A 21,779-nucleotide genomic window follows, 5' to 3' on the forward strand; every position below is an offset into this window, starting at 1 on the left:
CGGATTTAAGAAAAGCATGTCTCGTGTGAGCCGATGCCTGGACAACCAACCTATTGAGCGATTTTGGGGTACCTACAAGTCAGAAAGCTATTATCTTACAAAGTATGACACCTATGAAGATGTCCTCACAGAGGTTAGCCAATATATTTACTACTATAATAATTACCGCTACGTAGAATGTTTGGATGGCTTGTCACCTAACGAATACCGACGTGCTGCATAACGAAGATACCTCAGCTCTGGTAATACAAGCTGAGGTATCTAAACTAACTATTTTTTTGTTTTTTAGACTGTCCACTTGACAGGGAGCACTTCACTTGTTGGTGTCTTTTTTTGATTAACCTACTCGTCATATGACATGTAACAAAGCTAATGGGTGACAGAACGTTTCTAGCTAGAATGACAATCCGTTTGTGATACTCAGAACAGGTTCACTAATCACAAATAACCTAATTGAGGAGAATGGATTATGAAGAAAAAGACACGCAGGCTCAGCGTCATCGCACTATTATTATCAACAGCTGTATTTACAGCATGTTCAGCACCAATCTCCACTAACGCAATAAGTTCGAAAGGATCTTTTAATGGAAAAGAAATCGAGGCTTTCGCGGACCCTATATTTGCGCAGGAAATGAAGGAATACAACGTGAACGGATCTAATTTTGTAGTGGTTAAAGACGGAAAGGTGCTCGTGAATAAAGGGTACGGATATGCGGACAAAGAAAAGAAAACCCTTGTCGATAAGAATACCGTCTTTCAGATCGCATCCGTGTCGAAGACATTTACCGCTTTAGCAGCTTTGCAGCTAGTGGAACAAGGAAAGATGGATCTTGATCACGATATCAATGCGTATCTTGGAGGAATGAAAGTACCTAATGAAACGGAAACTCCGTTAACCTTAAGAAGTATGTTGTCATACACAACGGGCTTTGATTACCCGGATAAAGCTAACTTTGTTGCACCGGAATATGTAAATCAAGACATCCCCATGAAAAAGTTTATGACGGAGCATATGCCGACGGTCGTTCGGACACCTGGTGAAGCGTATACCTATGATAATTTTGCGTTTTTACTTGCGGGTTATGCGATAGAGAACGTAAGTGGTATCCCGTTTTATAAGTATATGGAGAATCATGTGTTCAAACCGTTAGGAATGAACTCAACTAGTGCTCGATTTACCCCAGAGCTTTTAGATAGAATGGCCACACATTATGGTCCAGATGGTAAACCTCATCCAACCTTTGGGCATGCTCCTACCGATGGGCCACAGGGCAGCATCCTTTCCACAGGAGAAGATATGGCTAAATATTTAACTCTTTTTCAACAACAGGGTAGCGTGAATGGAAAGCAAATTATTAGTAAAGAAACCACGAAGATGATGCAAACGTACTCTGTATTCGCGAATGAATCGCTTCCGATGACGACGGTTGGAGGATTTGAAGGGTATCGTAATGATCTGATGAATGGCTATCATGTGGTTCTCAAAGGTGGAAATATGCCTGGTCATCAATCACTGATCGTATTATTGCCCGAGGAGAATACGGCTTTCTACATGTCTTATAACAATGACACAATGATGAGCTTAGATATCTATGAAGCCTTGATGGATCACTATTTCCCTGAAAAGAAAGCTCCAGAGACGCCTAAGTACCTTCCGTTGAATGCTTCAGAGGCAACTAAATATACTGGAACTTATTTGAATACCAGATTCTATTTCTTGAAATCGAATTTTACTTATGCAGACGGCAATCTGATTATGGAAACTGGAACAAGCGGTACACATACGTTACGAATGATTAATCCGCTATTGTTCGAAGATGAATTAGGTAACAAATTGGCCTTTAAAAAAGATCATAAAGATCAGATCGAATACTTTTATTATACGAATCCTAATAGCCCAGACTTTGTTTCAGATGCTCGTAAGGTTCACACGAAGCCAGCATTCGCTGATGTATCTGAGGAGAGCGCTTATAAATCTTACATCGACAACCTGTATTCGCTTGATGTGATAAGTGCTAAATCTGGCAACCATTTCGAACCACAGGGAACCATGACACAAGGTGAGTTTATGGATGCTCTAATTCTTGCCCATGGATGGTACGGCTTTCCTCATTTAATTGAGGGGAATAAAGAATTAACGAAAAAAGGAATCCCTGGTTTTGATCGTAATGCAGTCATCACAAGACAAGTAGCAGCCGTTATGATTCAAAATCTAAAACAAGCTAAGCAAGCTTCAGAAATTACGCTTAAAGGTGACACAGACGCATGGGCCGCTAATTCGATCATAGCATTAGTGTCACAAGGCATTGTAGATCCTGATACAAAAGTGAATGATGACGGGACTGTCGATTTTCGCTCTAAAAAGCCTTTGCTTCGCCAAGAAGCGGGTGCATTACTTGATCTTGCTTTTGGATACTATACATTGCCAATCAAACACTAAGGAATTGGACACCTCAGAGAGACTCTTTGGGGTGTTTTTTTAATGATAGGTTTAAGAGCTAATGAAATTATCGGTAGTATATGGTTGTTTTAAATGCTAAAATTTTTTCAAGACCTAGAACCAATCTTTGATAGTATCCGTAGTGCGCTTATCCCTAATGGTCAGTTTATTTTTAGTGTACAGCATCCGGTTCTAACATCATCCATGAAAAGTGCAACAACTTCAGAAAGAAAGTCGGACTGGATCGTCGATAACTATTTTGAAATGGGTAAGAGAATGGAGCCTTAGATTGGAGAAAGGTTAATTGCCGAAGTAACGCTAGTCTAATGAGCATATGAATGCAAAGAATTGCAATAAGGAGGACTAAGGTGAAACGGATACCGTTTATACGCCCAACCGAGCAATTACAATCAAAAAATTACGGATATCGATGAGCAGATTTGTGCATTGATAAAACAACGTAAGAACGCTTGGAAAATAATCATGGATTCCTACCTTTTAAGTATATTTCAGATTGGGCGGCTAAGTTTGAACTCTACGAGGATTTCTTTTCTTGAACACAGTATTTGGGACATTATTTAGTGAAGAAACATTTTAAGCCAATGGTCGAGCCAACGGGTTTTAGAAAACATATTGCTGTACCCTTAAAGAAGGATGGGACAGGTACTGAAACTGTGTTTAAGCTAGAATAACTATACAAAGTATTTTAACAATAGAATCTAGCAGGAAAGAGGTACGTATCAATGAATCAAATGATATGGCTAACTGGACTATCGGGTTCAGGTAAATCTACGCTTGCAGAGGAACTGAAAAATCACATTGAGAATTGCTACATTCTGGACGGTGATACATTGAGGAGAGGTATTAATCAGGATCTTCAATTTAGCGAAGAGGATCGATTGGAAGTTGGTAGAAGAATTGGTGAGATTGGTAAGATTCTGCTTGATGCGAACCTAAATGTGATCGTTGCCTCGATCTCTCCATACCGCTCTACACGCGATAAGGTCCGTTCTCTCATAGGGGATTCCTACAAGGAAGTTTATGTTCAATGCCCTTTGGAAGTATGTGAGGAGAGAGATCCGAAAGGTCTATATAAACAAGCAAGAGCCGGACAAATCAAGCATTTTACGGGTATTGATTCTCCATATGAAGAGCCTATTTGCCCGGATGTGATCGTAGAGACAGACAAGTTTTCGTTAGATGAATGCGTGTCGAAAATCCTTCAACACACATCAGCTATGCGAAGGAAATAAAATATTTATTAAATTTGATATTAAAGACGAGCAAACCATCAACTGTTGCTCGTCTTTTTTTACGTTCCATTGTCAGTAACACCGCTGGAAAATAGTTCTGAGAATATCATTGTAAATGATAATCATTATCATATATGATGGGTGTATAAATCTCTCAACATGGAGTGATAGAGAAGGGGGAGCGCAAGACGGTGACATTGAATGATCAAGCTTTGCTATGGAACCAGGCATTCATCAAGATCATAGATATACGACATACAAGAATGGAACAAGGCGAGGAGCTGCATGCGTACAGAATGCCCTCAAGCGTCTTCTTATATGTGACTAGAGGTAGCGCACATCTCCAATTGGACGGCATCGCACACCGCGTCAGCCGGTTTTCCTTGCTCCATGGGGGCAAGGGTCTCTACCTTGATATCACGGCAGATGAGCTGCTGGAATACTATATTATTTTGTATAAAGCGATACTAGCATTACCATCCCGTCAAGAAACGATCAAGCTGATGGAGCAGCACAATCCGTTTCAAATGCAATATGTATTTAAGCCTCATTATCCGATCTCCGTTTTCCATCATGTCACCTCCATGAGCAAGGAGTGGCATCGTTCAGATCTACTCAATAAGCTTCTAGTTAAAGCGATATTTTATCAAATGGTTTATGAAATTCTAGAGCAGATGGAACGCCAGAATATCATAGCCGTTAAGCCTGACTTGGTGGCCCAAGCGGTTCGTTATATTCATGAACGCTATCGGGATCCGATAACGCTTGAGATGCTGCTTGAACACCTTAGTTGCAGCTCCAGACAGCTAATGCGCGCCTTTAAAAAGCAAGTGAGAACGAGCCCGATCGATTATTTGATTCAATTGCGGATGAGCAAAGCGAAGCAGTTGCTTCTTTCCACAGATTTCACGCTGAAGGAAATTGCCGAGAGTGTAGGCTATACCGACAGCTATTATTTCAGCCGTATCTTCAAGAAATACGAGGGTGTCTCTCCCACTAGCTTTAAAGAAGCTGCGTTGCAACAGGAGCAACGTCGAAATAATCCATCCTTCGTGTTCAGATCTCCCATTGTTGCTAGAAGACAGCAACGTTATATTGGTAATGAGTTTGAGAATCATTATCAATATAAAAGAGAAGGGGAATTACCGATGTTTCGTAAGTCAAGAACAACAATGGCAGCAACCTTATTATTTTGTTTCGTTCTCTTTTTGAGTGCATGCTCGACTGGGGGAACGAATGTCACACCGACAGGCAACAGCACGTCTACTAATAATGTTGCAACTTCCGTAAGTCCAGCTGCAAGTCCGTCGACGGATGTAAGCAATGACACAAGAGTAATTAAGCATGCGATGGGGGAAGAAACGCTCACCGGCGCCCCAGAACGTGTTGTCATATTGACCAATGAAGGAACAGAGGCACTTTTGGCACTGGGCATAAAGCCGGTCGGAGCCGTTCAATCTTGGATTGGCGATCCTTGGTACGACCATATCAAGAAAGACATGGAAGGTGTCACTGTTGTGGGAGACGAGCTTCAACCGAATATTGAATTGATCGCGAGCCTTAAGCCGGATCTGATTATTGGGAATAAGGTCAGACAAGAGAAAATCTATGACCAATTAAAGCAGATAGCTCCAACGATATTCTCCGATGATCTGGCTGGAGATTGGAAAATCAATTTCAAGCTCTACTCCGAAGCTTTAAACAAGCAGGAGGAAGGAGAGCAGGCGATGGCGGACTTCGATAAACGAGTTGAGGGAGTCAAAGCGAAGCTTGGTAGCAAAGCAGATACTAAAGTATCGGTGGTTCGCTTCTCCGCGAAACAAGTGCGTATTTATCAGAAACAAACGTTCTCCGGCGTGCTCTTGAGCCAATTAGGAATTGCACGGCCTGAGTCGCAGGATAAAGACTCCTTTATCGAAGTTATGACCAAAGAGACGATCCCTAGTATGGACGGCGATGTGCTCTTCTACTTCGTGTCGGAGACTCCGGGCAAGGACGATGCATCGAAGGTCGTGGAAGAATGGAAAAAAGATCCCCTGTTCCAAAATTTGAACGTTGTTAAGAACAACAAGGTGATTCAAGTCGATGAAGCGATCTGGAACTCGGCAGGCGGATATGAAGCAGCCAATCTGCTGCTGGACGAACTCGTTAAATACTTTGATGTGAAATAATAAAGGCGTATCGAATCAACAAGCTGACGCTGTTTTCGCGTCAGCTTGTTGATGATTACGGCAGTCTAGTCGTTAGGACTGCCAAGGAATAGGAGGCTCGGTGCAGACGTGAATGGTTCTTTCCTAAGCAAGAGAAAGCTCGCCGGCCTAGTTGTCGGTGTGATTCTACTTCTAATATGTATGTTATGCAGTGTATTGTACGGTCTTCATCAATTCGGATTAAAAGACCTATGGCTGGCTTACAGTCAATTCAACGGTTCCAACGAACATCTTATTCTGACGAGGGTTCGTGTTCCCCGAACCTTGATTGCGGCATTGGTGGGGGCAAGTTTAGCTGTAGCCGGGACGATTATGCAGGTTTTGACAAGAAATCCGTTGGCTTCGCCCTCTGTCTTCGGTGTAAATGCGGGCGCTGTGCTATTTATTGTCATCGGGCTTCTAGCATTCGGCTCTTCGTTAACGATGAGCGGTATGGTCTGGCTTGCTTTCGCAGGTGCGGTCGCAACATCGGTGGTCGTCTATATGCTTGGTTTGCAAGGAGGGGGATTCGAGCCGATAAAGCTAACCTTGGCCGGCGCTTGCATGGCAGCTTTCGCTTCCTCTATTACTTCTGGCATTATTCTTATTAATAAGGAGTCGTTGGAATCTGCCCTATTCTGGATGATCGGCTCTGTGGAGGGAAGAAATCTGGAGCATTTGCTGATGGTGCTACCTTATATGGCAATAGGAATGACGATCTCACTACTACTCGCGGGCTCGTTAAATATTATGGCAATTGGAGACGATAGTGCGAAGAGCTTGGGACAGCGTCTGACGCTGGTCCGCGTGCTGTCGGCTACGGCAATTGTACTATTGGCGGGAAGCTCGGTAGCAGCCGCTGGACCGATTGCTTTCATTGGACTTATTGTCCCTCACTTATGCAGACACATCGTTGGGCATGATTTCAGATGGCTGCTTCCTTATACCGCATTAGTCGGCGCGATCCTTTTGGTGACTGCGGATTTAGCATCGCGTTTTATTCTGGAATCCAAAGAAGTTCCGGTTGGCGTCGCAACGGCGATTATCGGAGTTCCCTTTCTGATCCATGTGGCTAGGAGGAAACAACATGCTTAAACCGCGTAGAGTGAAGTATACGATCTTGTTGTTTATAGGTTTAACTTGTATCGTTGCCGCCTTGTCGCTTCTTAGTTTATCCGTTGGGGGAGTTAGCGTTCCATTAAAGGAGGTATTTGCTTCTCTAGCCGGGCGAAACACGGAAGCCAGTAATCTGATCATTATGCAGTTCCGTCTGCCTCGAATAGCAGCCGCTATTCTCATTGGTGCAGCATTGGCTGTAGCTGGTGCGCTATTGCAGGGCGTCATCCGCAATCCGCTTGCTTCACCCGATCTTCTGAGTGTAACTGGAGGGGCATCGGTAGCTGTGGTTGCCTTCATGACTTTCGTGACCGGTTACAGTATCCACTGGGTACCGTTCATTGCCATCGGCGGTGCGTTGGTTGCGACAACTATTAATTATGTATTTGCTTGGAAAAAAGGCGTGTCGCCGTTTCGGCTGGTGCTGATCGGCATTGGCATTTCTACCGCAATGGGCGCGCTCACTACGTTCCTGCTAATTAGCGGGCCGGCTTATTTGGCCGCACAAGTGCTGAATTGGATGACGGGAAGCATCTACGGCACCAATTGGAGTTATATTGAAGTGCTGTGGCCGTGGGTAGCGGTATTCATTCCTTTATCGCTACTGCTCGCGAAGGAATTAAATGTGCAATCCTTAGGTGAGGATGTCGCTCGCGGGCTTGGAATCAGGCTTCAGCTAAGCCGGATGATTCTCTTGTTTTATAGCGTTGCACTTGCCGGTGCTGCAGTTGGCATAGCCGGGACGATATCGTTCATCGGATTGATGGCACCGCATATCGCCAGAATGCTTATCGGAAATTCTTACAAGCTGATCATCCCGGTATCCGCGTTTATAGGTGCGATCATTCTACTGTTGGCGGATTTGGCAGGAAGAATGCTTTTTCAACCGCTAGATGTCCCGGCAGGCGTGTTCACAGCAGGCATTGGAGCTCCTTTTTTTATGTATCTGCTGTTTAAGCGCAAGAAGATTTAGATCTTCTTTCAAGAGGATGAGAACAGAGGGAGGCAAAGAATGGGTCAGAAATTGGAGCTTTTTGACGTAACTATAATCGGTGGAGGACCGGCGGGGTTGTATGCTGCCTTTTACAGTGGAATGCGCGATATGAAGACGAAGTTGATTGAGGCGAGAGAGGAGCTCGGAGGAATGTATCCGGAGAAGATCGTCTGGGATGTCGGCGGCATGGCCACCGTTCGCGCAGCGCAGCTGACAAAGGTCATGATCCAGCAAGCTCAAACTTTTGATCCGACCATTGTGCTGGGTCAACAAATTACCGGGTTGGAGAGATTGGTGGATGGCACGATGCGTATAACATCTGCGACCGGAGAGCAGCATTGGAGCCGGACGCTGATTTTGGCCATAGGCCATGGTGCGCTAAAGCTTGCTAAGCTTAACCTGCCCGGAGCGGAAAAATACGAAAAGGATAATCTCCATTATAACGTTACGGATGTGGCAAGCTTTCGCGATAAAAGAGTGTTAATCTCCGGAGGCGGGGATTCAGCTGTCGATTGGGCTAATGAACTAGTGGGAATCGCTTCATTGTTACGCTTGTGCACCGCCGGGAGCACTTTAATGGTCTGGAGCGGAATGTGAGCATAGGTTTGGAAAGTTTATCTGTGTTTGAAGCAGAATTTCAGCTACTATTGTTTAAAGGATAGAACAGTAACTGTTCCTACACTAATGTACATAATTAATAAGATGGTACACTATCTCCCTTATAGTTTAGTGATGCTGAATTTGCTTATGTCTATGGATCTCTACCTGTCTATCCTTCTAATTTATGATCGGAGATGTTATAGATGAACTCATTGAAAAATAAAATAGCAATCGTTACTGGAGCAAGCAGATCCACAGGAATCGGAACAGCCATATGCCGTTCACTTGCAAGCCAGGGGGCAGATATTTTCTTTACGCATTGGCATCCTTTTGATGAAACGGAAGGGAATGGTGGAGAAAAGGAATGGCCGGAGCAACTTTGTGCGGAACTGAAAAGCTTGGGAGTCAGGGCAAGTCATATGGAAGCGGATTTTGCCAATCCTGAGATTTCAATAAAAATTATGGATCAGGTAGAACAAACCTTAGGAAATGCTTCCATTTTGATTAACAATGCGGCTTATTGCGTGCCCACGAATTATCAGAACCTGAGCATCGCTTCCTTAGATCAACACTATGTAGTGAACAACCGTGGCACGGTTTTACTCAGTACTGAATTTGCCAGAAGATTCGAAAAGAATCATTCAAAGGGGACTCCAGGTAGAATTATCTTTATGGTTTCTAAAGGGCCTGACCCTGATAACCTGGCTTATATATTGACAAAGGGTGCATTAATTGGATTGATCGAACCTCTTTCTGTTGGTTTAGCCCCGCTACATATCACAGTCAATGGCTTTGATCCGGGTCCTACGGATTCCGGGTGGATAACGGATGAGATGAAAATTCATTTTTTGCCTATGTTTCCAATGGGAAGAATCGGGTTGCCAGAAGATGCAGCTAGAGGCATTAGTTTCTTAGCGAGTGATGATTCGCAGTGGATTACAGGGCAAGTGATAAAATCTGAAGGTGGATTTCTAGGGAAATAATTGTATAGTTTAATGTGCATTTTGGAACAGATCATCATGTATTGATTGATGTCTCATACTAATGAAAGAAACCGTTACTTCTGTTGCAAGTAACGGTTTATAACTATTATCTATATTCTAACAGCTCAATTACATTGCCAAATGGATCTGCAATGGCGCTGTAGATGCCTGGAGGACATTCTCGAGGTTCATCGTGCAGCACTTGGACGCCGAACTGTTTATATTGCTGAATGGAAGCAATCAGGTCCTCGACTTGGAGTCCAATCACAACTTGTGATTCTCTTGGGTAATGAACTTGAGTAGAGAATTCCACTTGACAGAGTACAATCGGAATAGGTTCATGCTGTAAGCTAACAAGGTTATCATCATACTGGGTGTCGATTTCGAACCCCAATTTATTACAATAGAAATCAAGAGCAGTTGTCATATCTGTTACGTTAATAGAAATGACGCAGATGTTTGGCATACAATTATACCTCCAGATTATTTATTGACAGCACAAAATTCCTTGACCAGCCTCTAACTTGTACTTAAGACTTAAAAGCATCACCTCTTATCAGGAAGATTACGGTAATTTAATTAAGTATATGGGATTATTCAGCTTGTAAAGTCTTCTAGTTTGCTCTCTTTCGGTTAAATTTCTCAAATAATAGTAGCGGCAAACTAATGACGATTGGTGGATCATACGGGAGAGGGTCTCTTAAAAGGATATTTACGTGTAATTTCGTTGTAAGATTCACTTCAACAGGCTCATCATATTTACCTCGCAAACATGTATCCAACTTAAAATAGTCAACAGGATTATGACTCCATGGAATACCCGCCGCAAGTATGTAATACGTACCAGGTGAGATATCAGTAAATAGGCATTCGCGATTGCGCATGTTAAGCGCAGTGCCGACGATTGGTTTCTGATCAGGAATGGGGCGTGGAAATAATCCTACAAATATTAGGCCGCGAAAATCCGGTGGTGTCTCAAGCTGACAGTGAATGTACATTCGCGGTAAGGATGGCAGTGTATCAGATGTTAAGGGTGTATGTTCATATTGATTCATATGGGAGACTAATTCAGATGAAGTGGCTGCAAACTTCTTAGGGGATAGACCGACGAATTGCTTGAACCGATGATGGAAGGAGCCGGCACTTCGGAAGCCAATGGAGAGTATAATCTTCATTAGCAAAGATGGGTGTTTCAGCAGCGCTTGTTTACCTGATTCCATACGCAAGGCCGACAAATATTGACGTGGTGAAATTCCTGTTACCTTCTTAAATACTCTAGTGAAGTGATAGGCGCTGTAACCAACCAGATGAGCAAGTTGCTCTGAAGTTACTTCTTCATCAAGATGCTCTTTCATGTATTGAATAGCTAGCTCTGTCGCGTGGATATAGCTATGATGGGATAGATGAGTAGGAGGCTTTACGATAACCAGCTCCTTCATTAACATTGGGAGTGCATAGTTGGATAATCATAACTATATATGTATTATTTTAGGTCTGAGTTGAAAGCAATACAATGCTTAGTTGAAAATAAGTAATGAAGAAATCCCGAGGTGAGATATGGAAAGAACAGTTAATATTAGAAATGAAGAGAAGAGATATCATGACATGTGTTACGATAGTTATAATTTGTTCGAGCCAGGTTCCTGGTTACATAGACCCGTACAAACGGTAATCGATCCAACATTTAGAATATGAAATTGATAGAAAAGGACAGCCCGTACAACTGACAACAGATTGTATAACCTTTGTTGCTAAAAAAATATAATAAACTAGGAGATGGTTATGCCTTTTACCTTTGCTCATCCTATTTTTGCACTTCCATTTAAATATGTGAAACCAAAATACTTTAGTGTTACCGGCTTAATACTTGGAAGCATGTCGCCAGATTTTGAGTATTTTATTATGCTTGAGCCCTATCAAAGTATAGGGCATTCTGTAACAGGACTATTTTTGCAGGCGATTCCCCTATGTGTGGTCCTTGCAGTGATTTTTCATAGTATCGTTAAGGAATGTTTAGTATTGCATCTTCCTTCAAACTATAATATTGATCAACGAACATACAATACCTTAAGCAAGTGGAGATTGAATCCTAAGGGCTGGGTAGTGTTTATCCTATCTGTGATTATTGGTTTCTTAACTCATGTGTTCATCGATGGATTTACACATTTTAATGGTTACTTTGTTGAGCGATATCCGCTTCTAAGAGTGCTAATAATTTATAGTTTCCCTCTTTATAAAATACTGCAGCATTCTTTTTCGGCATTCGGATTACTCATGCTAACCTGGATGATAATTAGTTCTTTGTATCGACACCATGAAACTGTAACGATAATTCCAGTGGTATCTACGAAACAAAAAATTAAGTTTTGGACATCAGTAGTTGTTGTAGCGGTTACTTTAACCATTATGAAATTACTTTTTAGTTCGAGCAGGAATATAATCGGTATTCTTGTGGTATCCCCTATAACAGGGATGTGCTTAGGAATATTACTAGTATCGATCATCAACCGTATGAATATCATAACTTCTTCAAAGCATCCATAGGATGCTTTGATTTTTTATTATTTTGAAAAACGTTGAGAAATACATAGTTTATAAAGAGAACTTTACTTATAATATTACTTTAGCGTATTTTTCCAGTACGCTGCCAAAACCATTATTTTAAGCAACACTAGGCTGAAAGGAAGTTATCCCTTGTTTGAGACTTTGCTTTTGAATTTCCTGTTTTTATTGACTCCAATCTTAATATTTCTAATTTTCTTTGAGAATCGGGCTTTTGCATATAATAGTAAGATTCTTGTTCTACTGTCAGCAGTGACCATGTGTCTCTGTATAGCCAAACCTTTTAAACTCGATATGGGCTTTATTTTTGATTTGAGATATATCCCGTTTATAATTGTGGCTCTTTTTGGTGGATACAAGAACGTTCTACCGCTATATATCCTTTTAAATATCTATCGATTTTATGTAGGGGGAGAGGGTACTTTACAATCCTTTCTTTTCGCCACTTCAACCCTAATGCTGATCCCTCTATATAGTAAAAGGTTCTTAAAACTAGATTCGAAAAGTCGCATCATCGCGGCAACAATAATTTCTTTTCTGACGATGGGATTTTACCTAATTATATTAGGTTTTACACAGGGGAGTTTAAATAGAGAATATTGGTTTCTCACCTTGAATGCCTTTACGACGCATGTCGGAGTGATGATTATCAATATGATATTAATAGAAAAGATTATTACCAATATTAAGAATCGCGAGCGAATTATGCAATCGGAAAGATTAAATGTCATCAGCGAGTTAGCAGCTAGTGTGTCACATGAAATAAGAAATCCACTTACAGTGACTAGTGGTTTTTTGCAGCTGTTAAATAAATCTAAGACGATCTCCAAAGAGGAGAAACAATACGTAGAATTATCTTTATTAGAACTACAGAGGGCAGAAAAAATCGTGAGCGACTATCTCTCATTTGCCAAGCCACAATCCGAAAATATGGTTCATTCCAATATGAAGGCGGAGTCAGAATATACTAAGAACATCATCATTCCTTATGCCACCATGCATAAAGTAGAGGTCAAATTTAATTTCAATAATTCGCTAAACAAAAGTTATGATCGGAACCAAATACAGCAATGTCTAATTAACTTATACAAAAATGGAATTGAAGCGATGAAGGAAAAGGACGGCGGTACGCTGTTTATTGATATTTCGGAAAAAAAGCAGAATATTATCATCAGTATTCGAGATACTGGCATTGGAATGACAAATGAAGAAATATCGCGTCTCGGAAAACCGTATTATTCAACCAAAGCTGAAGGGACGGGACTGGGGATGCTTATGGTTTACAGTACCATTGATAAAGTGAAAGGAAGTATTGAGGTTGAAAGTGAAAAAGGGAAGGGAACAACATTTCTAATCACTATCCCTACTTAAGCGGACTGTTTATACTATTAGGGAAGTGTAATACCTTTCATGAATGGATTTCGTGTCATAGGGGCAACGACCCTGTGCGAGTCCCATCTGGGGGTGCAGCAATTGACATCACTCGATTTTCTGTCTTCATTGATTCTAAGTGAAATTGTCGGCAATACGATATATGATCATGAAGTGAAGATCTGGCCTGCTGTTTGCTCTTTTTATGTGGACTGCCTTATCTTATCTGTTTGAAAAGGTGACTACCCATTTTGTGAAATTCGGAAATATGGCGGAAGGTCGGACAGTGCTGTTAATTAACGACGGCAAAGTAAATCAGGATTTGATGGAGAAATACGATATTGAGTACACTCAACTGTTGTTTATGCTGCGGCAACAAAATATTTTTTCTCTAAGTGAAGTAAAGTATGCTCTGCTCGAGATGAATGGTTCTCTGTCGGTTATGCGTAAGTCTGTAGAGGAGCAGTCCTCTGCTTTTTCCGTTACAGTTATTGATAAAGGCAGGGTGCTGGAAGAGTCCATGCGGGGCAGGCCGATGAACAAGGAGCAGATTCAGAAGCGGGTCAAGGAGCAGGGCCTTAAATCCATTGAGGATGTTGCCTATGCTGAGTTTAAAGAAGACGGAACGCTCTATATCCTTCCCAAAAATATGTCATAAACTAACATGAGGAGACACTGGAGCCGGGAGACTCAAGTGTCTTTATTTGAAATTAGGAGTGTCTAGTTGATAATAAACGGGTAACTTTAAGAGGGTACATCTTCTCATGTCCACTGTCTTTTTTGATTAAAATTAATAAACTCTAATACGCTTCACAAATAACGATAAAATTAACCCGATAACTGCAATCGCTGCGATAAATAAGTATGCATGTGTAATTCCTGCGGTTAAAATTTCAGGCTGTGCAGCAGTTGGATGTGTATTAGCGAATCGTGTTTGTCCGCTAGACATTAGTGTAACAGCGAACGTTGTACCAAGAGCACCTGCGATTTGTTGAAGTGTATTCATGACAGCAGCACCGTCCGGATAGTATTTCACGGGTAATTGATTTAAGCCATTGGTTTGAGCGGGCATAAAGACCATTGCCAATCCAATAAACATTGTGCAGTGTATTAAAATAAAGGTCAGGCTACTGGTTTCAGTAGAGTTACTTGTGAATAGAAATCCTGCAATTGTTACGAAGGAGAATCCAAGTGGCAGCAATAGCTTCGGGCCGAATTTATCAAATATTCTCCCTGTTACTGGAGCCATAGCTCCGTTAATCACACTGCCTGGAAGGAGTAAAATTCCTGCAGCTGTGGCGGATAACAACAAACCTCCTTTTAAATATAAGGGTAATAAAATGGCAGAGGATAAAATGATCATCATTCCAAAAAAGACCATAATAAGACCTATTGTAAACATAGGATATTTAAACACTCGTAAATTCAGACCGTTCCGCGTTTATGTGCAGGGAAAATAATAAGAATAATGTTCGTCATTAGGGGAAGCAATAAACCAGTTCCCAAGGCTTGCACTAAACGCGCAATTAATAAGGCGGTGAAATTTGGGGAGAGGGCAGCAATTAATGTACCGACGATAGATAATAGCAAGGAAGCTGTGAATAATTGTCTGGTGGTAAACCATTGCATTAATAGGGCGGATATAGGCACAAGGATTCCTAATACAAGTAGATATCCTGTAGTTAGCCATTGAACCGTTGAGGCGTTGATTGAAAATTCATCCATTAAGTTAGTAAAAGCCATATTTAAGGCGGTTTCACTAAATAGCCCGACGAATGCACCTAGCATGAGCGAGAAGGCCATAAGGGCTGGACGTTTAACTTGAACTGTTGCTGTAAATTCCATGATTTGGATAAACCTCTTTTCAGAATTAAATTCATATTATTTTTGAACAATAGATGATATGTCAACTATAGAGCAGGGGGAATACATTTATGCCTCTTTTACATTATTCTGCACACGAGTTAACAAAGTTGTTAGCGCTGAGTAATCCGCAGGAGATAATCCTGTCGCTATAATTTCGTTTAATTTGATCGTCACCTCATTGATTGTAGTCTCTAATTTCCTGCCTTCGTCTGTGACTAAAACATTTACCGAACGACGATCTTGCGTACTTGTTACTTTATGAATGTAACCCTTGTTCTCTAAGCTAGCGATCATTCGGGCAACACTGGCTTTATCCTTCCCAAGTTTATTAGCAATCTCGTTCTGAGATAGACCTTCTTTCTCAAGCAACAAAGCCATAAGTAAATGTTGTTCAGGCGCAAGCCGAACGGGTGCAAGCAATTTTGTTAAATAATTGGCTATTTCTAAGTGTAAATCTCGAATAACTAAACCTAGTGGGTCTTTGGAATCCATGGGATCTCTCCTAATTAAAATATAGATGATATATCAACGTTTAATGATTTATTTATATAAACATAAAGTAACTAATACAAGTCAAGTTAAAGAATCTTTACCCAACAAACACCTAAAGAGAAGGTGTTAACGTCGGGTTTTAGCGGAGAAGTACCGGAGATTATGGAAACCGTGTACATGAAAGAGCGGGCCTAAAATGAATTTGATATGGCTTTCAGAGATTAACGAGCTAGCAGTTATGCATGATCGCAGGGAAGTGATGCTGACCCCGACAGTTGTCACTATTGGCATTGCAAGAGTGGGCAAGTCTACCGTGATTGTTGGTGCTTTGAAGTCAGAAGGCGTAATGACTACACCAGCGACTGCGAGTGTATTTCCTTATGATGGAATGACGCGAGTCTGGTCAGACAACATTTACAAAATGAATGCGCAGCAGTTAATTCAAGGAGAAGCTACAACACTTACGGTCTTTAGTAACCTGCGGGATGTATCAGACATAAAGGCTGAACTGAGCACACAGGCTGGTAACCGGCACATTAGAATCCCGCTTAGTGTGAAGAAGCTCAATTCTGGTTACGGGTATGTACTAACAGGGCAGCGTCAGTTGAGGGGGATCGGGAGTATAAGGCGGAGGTTTCATTTCAATCTGGTGGCGAGACGCTAGTGAAAAAGTGGACCTTTAAGACAAGCCCAATCCTGTATCAGTTGAACATTGATGATATGCCACTTCTATCATCACCACCGTTAAACATTGTGAATGGCATTTCAGAAGTACCCATGCGTTATCTCTTTGAGTTATTTGGAGCTAGGGTAGAATGGAACAAGGCAACCCGCACGATTACCGCTGAAAAAAATGGACTTTCTCTGAGGATGACCATCGACGATCATACAGCCTACATTAATGGACAAGCTGTGCAGATGAATAGCCCACCTCATCTATACGGTTACGTGACCTATGTTCCCCTCCGATTTATATCCGAAACGTTCGGATATGACGTAGAATACGATCCGATCGAACGTTCGGTGGACATTTGGACAGGTCTTTTATGAATATAAATAATCTATTATTTTTTCAATATTCTATATTTCTCCAGATGCTTATTTATCGAGAGCCGCCTGGTTTTGGATCCGAGATGTATTCTTTCTTTCAAGTGTTTTGTTATTGATAAATGCAGGTTGGAACACCTTGGTACCTGAATTATTCGGAACGGATCTTGATTTACAGCTACGGCGTCGTGGTATAGATACAATTGTCTTGTGTGGTATTTCTACATCCATCGGTGTAGACACAACAGCTAGAGAAGCTTATCAGCTTGGTTATAACCAAGTTTTTGTGGAAGATGCAATGGCTTCTTCTACAAAAGAGGAGCATTACTATGTGTGTAAAACCATTTTTCCTAGGATCGGCAAGATTAGGTCAAGTGGTGAAGTAATATCCCTGTTAAAATAGGATGAAAAGCCCTCATGCTCTCTGTAATCCCAGAGATTGTCATGAGGGCTTTTGTTTGAAATCATGTACTTACATGAAGATAAGGAGTAGTATCCCAGCCACGAAGCAGTAATAAGAGAAGTACTTCAAATTACCTTTAGCCATAATCCCCATAAACCAGCGCATAGAAAAATACGTGACGATTAGTGTAGTGATAAATGCAATTAAGTATGGAATTGCTAGTTGCGCTCGGTTCGGGTCACTGGCAATATCAGATGCACCCATAACAAGTCCGCCCAGACTGATCGGAATATACAGCATAAAAGAAAAGCGTAAAGCAGTTTCTTGCTTCATTCCCACAGCGATGGAAGAGATGACCGTTGCACCTGAGCGACTTATTCCAGGAATAAGAGCTACTGCTTGGGCAAGTCCGACTATGACTGCATCCTTCGCTTTTAAGTCCCCATCTTGTTTACGGCCGCGAAGATTACGAATTAACCATAAAGCAACCCCGGTTACCAGCAAGGCGATGGACACGGTATGTACTGACGAGAAGATCTCCTCAATTTGGTCCTTAAAGAACAAGGCTACGATAACCGAAGGCATGGTGCCAATGATAATGTACAAAGAGAACATGAAATCTGACTTATATTCCTCTTTGCGGGTCAGAATAAATTGAACGAATCCAGTGATCAATCTTCCGATATCTTTGCGGAAAATAAAGCAAATCGCAATTAGAGAAGCTGTATTTGTTAAGATTTCAAATGATAGCCCATTCTGTTTTAAGCCTAGCAATTTCTGCGCGATGATCAAATGGCCGCTCGAGGAAACGGGGATTGGCTCAGTTGCCCCTTGAACAAATCCAAGAAACAAGTATTTAAGCCATAGTATAATATCTTCCATTTTTCCTCCCAGTATTTTTATAATCTTTTTAATCATATCGCATTCAATGAAGAAATGACAATAGAACCATCGTGCCATATCGAAGTTCATCGCCTTAAATGAGGGCTTGACTGAACCAGTTATAATATTCTTGAATGGCTTCTTCACTAACCGAGCCTATCGCGAAAGTAAACTAAATGAGGTGGAACTATTTGTAGTTCATTAATTAAAATTCATCGGCAGGACATTCCGAAAGCCGCCAGCGTTCTGGCAGAAGCCTTCGCAAAGGATGATCCACTGTATCAGCATATTTTGCCTGATGAAACAACCAGACTCCGCGTATTAAACATTTTTTTTCATCGTTATATTGAGATGTTGTATCCTTATTCGGATTTACTAACGACGTCAACAAATTATGAAGCTGTCGCCTTGGTGTTCCATTCGGAGCGTCAGAGCGGGACATTGATTTCGAACGTCAACTATATGAAACAAATTATGCTTGCGATTCTCAAGTGTTTACCGATTTGCCGAATCATTGGTGTCCGAGGGTTTATTCGAGGACTAACTATTTTGCGCAGTATGAGTTCCTTATGGTTATCGATGTTTGGAGATCAAAAGTATATGCATTTGGATATGCTTGTTGTGCAAGAACGTTACCGTGGGCAAGGATATGTATCAAAGATTATGATGCCGCTGCTCGCCGAGTGCCGTGAGAACAATGCATTATGCACGTTAGAGACACAGACGCCAAGTAATCTACCCATCTATGAGCATTTTCAGTTCCGCACGGTTAAGGTTATTCCTTTACCCAACAGTACATTAGAGCAGTATTGCATGGCATGTGTTCCAGATTCTGCGGAGTAGCAATGCATGGATAGAATCTATTATTTTGTTTAACAATAAATAGCATAACCTTCGATGAATTGATATAATAGAAACATATATTCGCGTACTTCAGAACCCTATACGGATGTATACGGGTTTTATTTTTATTTGGTGAGGGTGATCGTTTGAGATCGATTCTTATGAATACGTTAGAGAAAAAGTTTGGCGCTGTCCGTACAGGGAGAAGTAAAGTAGAACTTGATAAGCTGGAAAAAGAAATCATTAGAACTGCTTATGATACACCGGCAGAATATGAATTGTTAGGCGGAGGGTTTCGTGTTCTAGCGGTCGCTATAACCGAGCTTGTGGCTGAGGGTTACCTAAAACCGATAAAATCCAGCCCGATGAGCTATAAACAACCCTCAATACCTACATCTTATTGGTTATCCAAGAGTGTCACGGCTCAAGCGAGGTGGGATCCTTCAGCTGTGTTAAGGGTGCAAGATTTGCTAGACCTTCATTATTACTTGATACGACCTGAAACTCAGACGCAAGAGCTTTGGAGCCGGATAGAACGGGTTTCTAATTTTTTGCGTACGGTGAAGGATCGCGAGATGATTACCATAGAAGAAAGGTCACTGGAATTGTTTGATCAAGAGAAATGGCTCTCTGATCCTGAAGGAAAACAATTTCTTACCAGAGTGAAACTAACACTGGAAAGTTTAAAATGTGTAATTGCAAGGGAACCGTTTATTTATTACGTCAAGCCAGCAGTAACCGTAAGAAATATTCTTATTGCTGAGAATAAATCATTTTTTCACTCAGCCAAACGATTAATGATTAGTGATATCATGATTTGTGGTTTATCTCCGGATATGCTGATTTATGGTGAAGGCTGGAAGATCGATAGTAGCTTACTCTTTCTAGAGGAATTGAACATTGATCCACTTCAAACCACCCTATTATATGTCGGAGATATGGACAAGGCAGGTTGGGATATTTACGGTAAATTGAAAGTCAGTTATCCGGATTTAAATCTCCAACTGGCGCTTCCAATTTATGAACAGATGATGAAGCTGACAGAGGAGCCGTATACATATAATCTTCCACAGATCTGTAACCCGGATCATCTGCACAACGTACTGCAAGAGCTCTCTAGTAACTTGGAACTGAACGCATTTACAGAACGATTACTAGAGGAGGATCTAAGGGTTCCACAGGAAATTTTAAATTATGAAGTGATGGTGAGGATGGCAGAAAGATGAATTGGTCGGATTTTGGCGAACGAAACAAACGATTGAATCCCCTATGGAATCTGGGGGCTGGGATGAACCTTGGCGAGATCCAACCGTACAAAGAAATGGTGTCTTTAAGCATCTTGTTGCAAGTCTATTATTTAGAGCTAGAATCCAATGAGAGAAGATCCAAGGAAGATATTATAGCGTTGGCTTGGACTGCATTGGAACGCTTCAATATTGAGAATCTCGGGACTACCGAATCCGTCGAACGTTTAGTAGACGGCCTGCTCTGGAGCGGAAATGGTGGGGATTTCGAATCCTATTATTATGATGATGCGGCTCGGCAAATGTCTGTGCAGAAATATAAGTATTTCATGGTGGATGAGGATGCGACCCGCAGTAGCTGGGAAGAGAGCGGCAGAACAATCTATCGTCTATCCGAATATGCCATGGAGCTTATTTTTATGAGTCATGAGATTATTGAAGAGTTCCAGATCAGCATCAAGCTGCTCGAGATTCAGATGCATATTAAGCATGGCCGTGTAACCAGAGCGCTTCAGGATGTGAATGAGCTTATCTCCCGGGTCCGGAAGATGACCCATGAGCAGCAGGAATACCGGAATGCATTGCGTCGTAACCCGAAGCATATTTTTAGTGAATTTGGAGTGGCCCGGCATCAGCGACTCGAAGAAATTCATCTGCAGTTCGATGAAGAACGCAAGCATTTTGATAATATTCATCGTTCTTTGGCCCGGTTAGCCAATGACGAGAAAGATGTAATCGACTTCAATGAGATTCGTATTCTTTCTGAGCGTGTGGAGCTCTCTAGGCGTGTACATGATGAGCTGGCCGAGGTAGTCTTGAACATTTTTGAGGTGGAGACCAACTTAAGATTGAACTTCCCTGAATTATTCTGGGGAGCCGCCGGCTTTAATTTCCGCACGCATGTATGGGAGGAATGGGTTAAAGAAGAGGGTCTACCAAGCGGTGACAGCCTTGAAATGCTGCTCGGCGGATTGTTCGCTCCGAATCAGGATTTTGTTTATCCACTTCCCTGGGCTTGGGAGGAGCAAGAGGTGGGCTTTATCCCAGATGTTGTGATGGATGAACTTGATGATGAGATAGATGCTGAGACCGTTCAATATATGCCTAAAGGTATTCCATGGGCGGAAGTCGTTGAACTGTGGAAGCCTGTATTCAGTGCGCTAGCCCAGCGAGGGAGCTTTACGTTTACTACAGAAGCTTTTACTGAGGAGGAATTAACACGTTGGGCATGCACACCGCATGCTATTGATCTATGGGTGCAGTTTTTTCATTCAGAGATTGAAGTACAGGAACAGGCTCCGGAGAACAGCAACGGATCTGATGAATGCCAGATGCTAATCAGGTATGTACTAGCGGATGATCCTCAACTGGAGAGCCTGCATGGTAAGCTACTACATACGAACATTGCTCCAGAATCAACCCCAAGAGTACGCTGGTCTGGTCTGGATATGAGTCCATATACTATTACGATCGTGGAGAGGTGAGAAGTTACAA

21 protein-coding genes and 3 pseudogenes are annotated in these 21,779 nt (G+C 41.8%); 19 read left to right on the forward strand and 5 right to left on the reverse strand.

Annotated features, from left to right (window positions below; all coding sequences use genetic code 11):
- From L1028_RS14450 to L1028_RS14490, 9 genes and pseudogenes are all read left to right on the forward strand, one after another.
- The coding region (locus L1028_RS14450; protein ID WP_234534918.1) for an IS3 family transposase at window positions 1-223 on the forward strand (223 nt) is incomplete at its 5' end.
- Window positions 224-469: 246 nt separating this feature from the next.
- A complete protein-coding gene (locus L1028_RS14455) occupies window positions 470-2,440 on the forward strand; it encodes a serine hydrolase domain-containing protein (RefSeq protein WP_234534921.1) in 1,971 nt (656 codons plus the stop codon).
- 93 nt (window positions 2,441-2,533) lie between these two features.
- The gene (locus tag L1028_RS14460) at window positions 2,534-2,728 is read left to right on the forward strand and encodes a hypothetical protein (RefSeq protein ID WP_234534923.1); all 195 of its coding nucleotides are present in this window, start codon (window positions 2,534-2,536) and stop codon (window positions 2,726-2,728) included.
- A 455-nt stretch (window positions 2,729-3,183) separates the two neighbouring features.
- Window positions 3,184-3,693, forward strand: a complete 510-nt coding sequence (gene cysC, locus L1028_RS14465) for an adenylyl-sulfate kinase (RefSeq protein ID WP_234534925.1) — start codon at window positions 3,184-3,186, stop codon at window positions 3,691-3,693.
- Window positions 3,694-3,884: 191 nt separating this feature from the next.
- Complete coding sequence (locus L1028_RS14470; protein WP_234534927.1) at window positions 3,885-5,864, forward strand: AraC family transcriptional regulator; 1,980 nt, start codon at window positions 3,885-3,887, stop codon at window positions 5,862-5,864.
- Between the two features lie 108 nt (window positions 5,865-5,972).
- Window positions 5,973-6,977, forward strand: a complete 1,005-nt coding sequence (locus L1028_RS14475) for a FecCD family ABC transporter permease (protein ID WP_234534929.1) — start codon at window positions 5,973-5,975, stop codon at window positions 6,975-6,977.
- On the forward strand, window positions 6,970-7,971 hold the full coding sequence (locus tag L1028_RS14480) for a FecCD family ABC transporter permease (RefSeq protein WP_234534931.1): 1,002 nt from the start codon (window positions 6,970-6,972) through the stop codon (window positions 7,969-7,971). Before L1028_RS14475 ends, L1028_RS14480 begins: the two co-directional genes overlap by 8 nt.
- 39 nt (window positions 7,972-8,010) lie before the next feature.
- Window positions 8,011-8,591, forward strand: a pseudogene (locus L1028_RS14485) (NAD(P)/FAD-dependent oxidoreductase); the annotation flags it as partial.
- A 204-nt stretch (window positions 8,592-8,795) separates the two neighbouring features.
- The gene (locus tag L1028_RS14490; protein WP_234534933.1) at window positions 8,796-9,575 is read left to right on the forward strand and encodes an SDR family oxidoreductase; all 780 of its coding nucleotides are present in this window, start codon (window positions 8,796-8,798) and stop codon (window positions 9,573-9,575) included.
- A gap of 106 nt (window positions 9,576-9,681) precedes the next feature.
- Here L1028_RS14490 and L1028_RS14495 read toward each other — a convergent pair whose 3' ends face one another.
- Together L1028_RS14495 and L1028_RS14500 are read right to left on the reverse strand one after the other, a co-directional pair.
- The gene (locus L1028_RS14495) at window positions 9,682-10,041 is read right to left on the reverse strand and encodes a VOC family protein (RefSeq protein ID WP_234534936.1); all 360 of its coding nucleotides are present in this window, start codon (window positions 10,039-10,041) and stop codon (window positions 9,682-9,684) included.
- Window positions 10,042-10,189: 148 nt separating this feature from the next.
- Complete coding sequence (locus L1028_RS14500) at window positions 10,190-11,020, reverse strand: helix-turn-helix domain-containing protein (RefSeq protein WP_234534937.1); 831 nt, start codon at window positions 11,018-11,020, stop codon at window positions 10,190-10,192.
- Window positions 11,021-11,357: 337 nt separating this feature from the next.
- Between L1028_RS14500 and L1028_RS14510 the strand changes: the two genes are divergently transcribed.
- From L1028_RS14510 to L1028_RS14520, 4 genes are all read left to right on the forward strand, one after another.
- Entirely contained in the window at window positions 11,358-12,119 is a 762-nt protein-coding gene (locus tag L1028_RS14510) for a DUF4184 family protein (RefSeq protein ID WP_234534940.1), read from the forward strand.
- A 630-nt stretch (window positions 12,120-12,749) separates the two neighbouring features.
- The gene (locus tag L1028_RS14515; RefSeq protein ID WP_234534942.1) at window positions 12,750-13,508 is read left to right on the forward strand and encodes an ATP-binding protein; all 759 of its coding nucleotides are present in this window, start codon (window positions 12,750-12,752) and stop codon (window positions 13,506-13,508) included.
- A 39-nt stretch (window positions 13,509-13,547) separates the two neighbouring features.
- Entirely contained in the window at window positions 13,548-13,742 is a 195-nt protein-coding gene (locus L1028_RS31495; RefSeq protein WP_341482545.1) for a hypothetical protein, read from the forward strand.
- Window positions 13,714-14,166 carry a YetF domain-containing protein gene (locus tag L1028_RS14520; RefSeq protein WP_234534944.1) on the forward strand — a complete coding sequence of 151 codons (453 nt, stop codon included), beginning with the start codon at window positions 13,714-13,716 and terminating at the stop codon, window positions 14,164-14,166. The genes L1028_RS31495 and L1028_RS14520 overlap by 29 nt, the downstream gene beginning before the upstream one ends.
- 132 nt (window positions 14,167-14,298) lie before the next feature.
- On the opposite strand, the pseudogene L1028_RS14525 reads toward L1028_RS14520, so the two are convergent.
- A pseudogene (locus L1028_RS14525) lies at window positions 14,299-15,353 on the reverse strand (MFS transporter).
- A gap of 87 nt (window positions 15,354-15,440) precedes the next feature.
- Entirely contained in the window at window positions 15,441-15,866 is a 426-nt protein-coding gene (locus L1028_RS14530; RefSeq protein ID WP_234534948.1) for a MarR family winged helix-turn-helix transcriptional regulator, read from the reverse strand.
- 196 nt (window positions 15,867-16,062) lie between these two features.
- Between L1028_RS14530 and L1028_RS14535 the strand changes: the two genes are divergently transcribed.
- The 3 genes and pseudogenes from L1028_RS14535 to L1028_RS14545 form a co-directional block, all read left to right on the forward strand.
- Window positions 16,063-16,530: a hypothetical protein gene (locus tag L1028_RS14535; RefSeq protein ID WP_234534950.1), complete on the forward strand. Its 468-nt coding sequence runs from the start codon at window positions 16,063-16,065 to the stop codon at window positions 16,528-16,530.
- Window positions 16,530-16,916, forward strand: coding sequence for a copper amine oxidase N-terminal domain-containing protein (locus L1028_RS14540; RefSeq protein WP_234534953.1), 387 nt, complete (start codon window positions 16,530-16,532; stop codon window positions 16,914-16,916). The genes L1028_RS14535 and L1028_RS14540 overlap by 1 nt, the downstream gene beginning before the upstream one ends.
- Before the next feature lie 124 nt (window positions 16,917-17,040).
- Window positions 17,041-17,316, forward strand: a pseudogene (locus L1028_RS14545) (isochorismatase family protein); the annotation flags it as partial.
- 69 nt (window positions 17,317-17,385) lie between these two features.
- Here the strand turns inward: L1028_RS14545 and L1028_RS14550 are convergent.
- Window positions 17,386-18,198 carry an undecaprenyl-diphosphate phosphatase gene (locus tag L1028_RS14550; protein WP_234534955.1) on the reverse strand — a complete coding sequence of 271 codons (813 nt, stop codon included), beginning with the start codon at window positions 18,196-18,198 and terminating at the stop codon, window positions 17,386-17,388.
- A 291-nt stretch (window positions 18,199-18,489) separates the two neighbouring features.
- On the opposite strand from L1028_RS14550, the gene L1028_RS14555 reads away from it, so the two are divergent.
- The 3 genes from L1028_RS14555 (at window position 18,490) to L1028_RS14565 (ending at window position 21,769) form a co-directional block, all read left to right on the forward strand.
- Window positions 18,490-19,041 (forward strand): GNAT family N-acetyltransferase, encoded by a 552-nt coding sequence (locus L1028_RS14555; RefSeq protein WP_234534957.1) that lies wholly within the window; start codon window positions 18,490-18,492, stop codon window positions 19,039-19,041.
- 146 nt (window positions 19,042-19,187) lie between these two features.
- Window positions 19,188-20,267, forward strand: a complete 1,080-nt coding sequence (locus L1028_RS14560; protein ID WP_234534959.1) for a hypothetical protein — start codon at window positions 19,188-19,190, stop codon at window positions 20,265-20,267.
- Window positions 20,264-21,769, forward strand: coding sequence for a hypothetical protein (locus L1028_RS14565; protein ID WP_234534962.1), 1,506 nt, complete (start codon window positions 20,264-20,266; stop codon window positions 21,767-21,769). Before L1028_RS14560 ends, L1028_RS14565 begins: the two co-directional genes overlap by 4 nt.
- Window positions 21,770-21,779 lie beyond the last annotated feature (10 nt).

Origin of the sequence: Paenibacillus pseudetheri (assembly GCF_924513355.1) — a bacterium.
GTDB classification, from domain to species: domain Bacteria; phylum Bacillota; class Bacilli; order Paenibacillales; family Paenibacillaceae; genus Paenibacillus_AQ; species Paenibacillus_AQ pseudetheri.

Bases quoted from the DNA above. Each gene is read 5' to 3' on its own strand.
- L1028_RS14550 (WP_234534955.1), bottom strand. From the start codon at position 18,198: ATGGAAGATATTATACTATGGCTTAAATACTTGTTTCTTGGATTTGTT.
- L1028_RS14530 (WP_234534948.1), bottom strand. From the start codon at position 15,866: ATGGATTCCAAAGACCCACTAGGTTTAGTTATTCGAGATTTACACTTA.
- L1028_RS14520 (WP_234534944.1), top strand. From the start codon at position 13,714: ATGTGGACTGCCTTATCTTATCTGTTTGAAAAGGTGACTACCCATTTT.
- cysC (WP_234534925.1), top strand. From the start codon at position 3,184: ATGAATCAAATGATATGGCTAACTGGACTATCGGGTTCAGGTAAATCT.
- L1028_RS14490 (WP_234534933.1), top strand. From the start codon at position 8,796: ATGAACTCATTGAAAAATAAAATAGCAATCGTTACTGGAGCAAGCAGA.
- L1028_RS14455 (WP_234534921.1), top strand. From the start codon at position 470: ATGAAGAAAAAGACACGCAGGCTCAGCGTCATCGCACTATTATTATCA.
- L1028_RS31495 (WP_341482545.1), top strand. From the start codon at position 13,548: ATGAATGGATTTCGTGTCATAGGGGCAACGACCCTGTGCGAGTCCCAT.
- L1028_RS14565 (WP_234534962.1), top strand. From the start codon at position 20,264: ATGAATTGGTCGGATTTTGGCGAACGAAACAAACGATTGAATCCCCTA.
- L1028_RS14500 (WP_234534937.1), bottom strand. From the start codon at position 11,020: ATGTTAATGAAGGAGCTGGTTATCGTAAAGCCTCCTACTCATCTATCC.
- L1028_RS14535 (WP_234534950.1), top strand. From the start codon at position 16,063: ATGAATTTGATATGGCTTTCAGAGATTAACGAGCTAGCAGTTATGCAT.
- L1028_RS14480 (WP_234534931.1), top strand. From the start codon at position 6,970: ATGCTTAAACCGCGTAGAGTGAAGTATACGATCTTGTTGTTTATAGGT.
- L1028_RS14510 (WP_234534940.1), top strand. From the start codon at position 11,358: ATGCCTTTTACCTTTGCTCATCCTATTTTTGCACTTCCATTTAAATAT.
- L1028_RS14460 (WP_234534923.1), top strand. From the start codon at position 2,534: ATGCTAAAATTTTTTCAAGACCTAGAACCAATCTTTGATAGTATCCGT.
- L1028_RS14495 (WP_234534936.1), bottom strand. From the start codon at position 10,041: ATGCCAAACATCTGCGTCATTTCTATTAACGTAACAGATATGACAACT.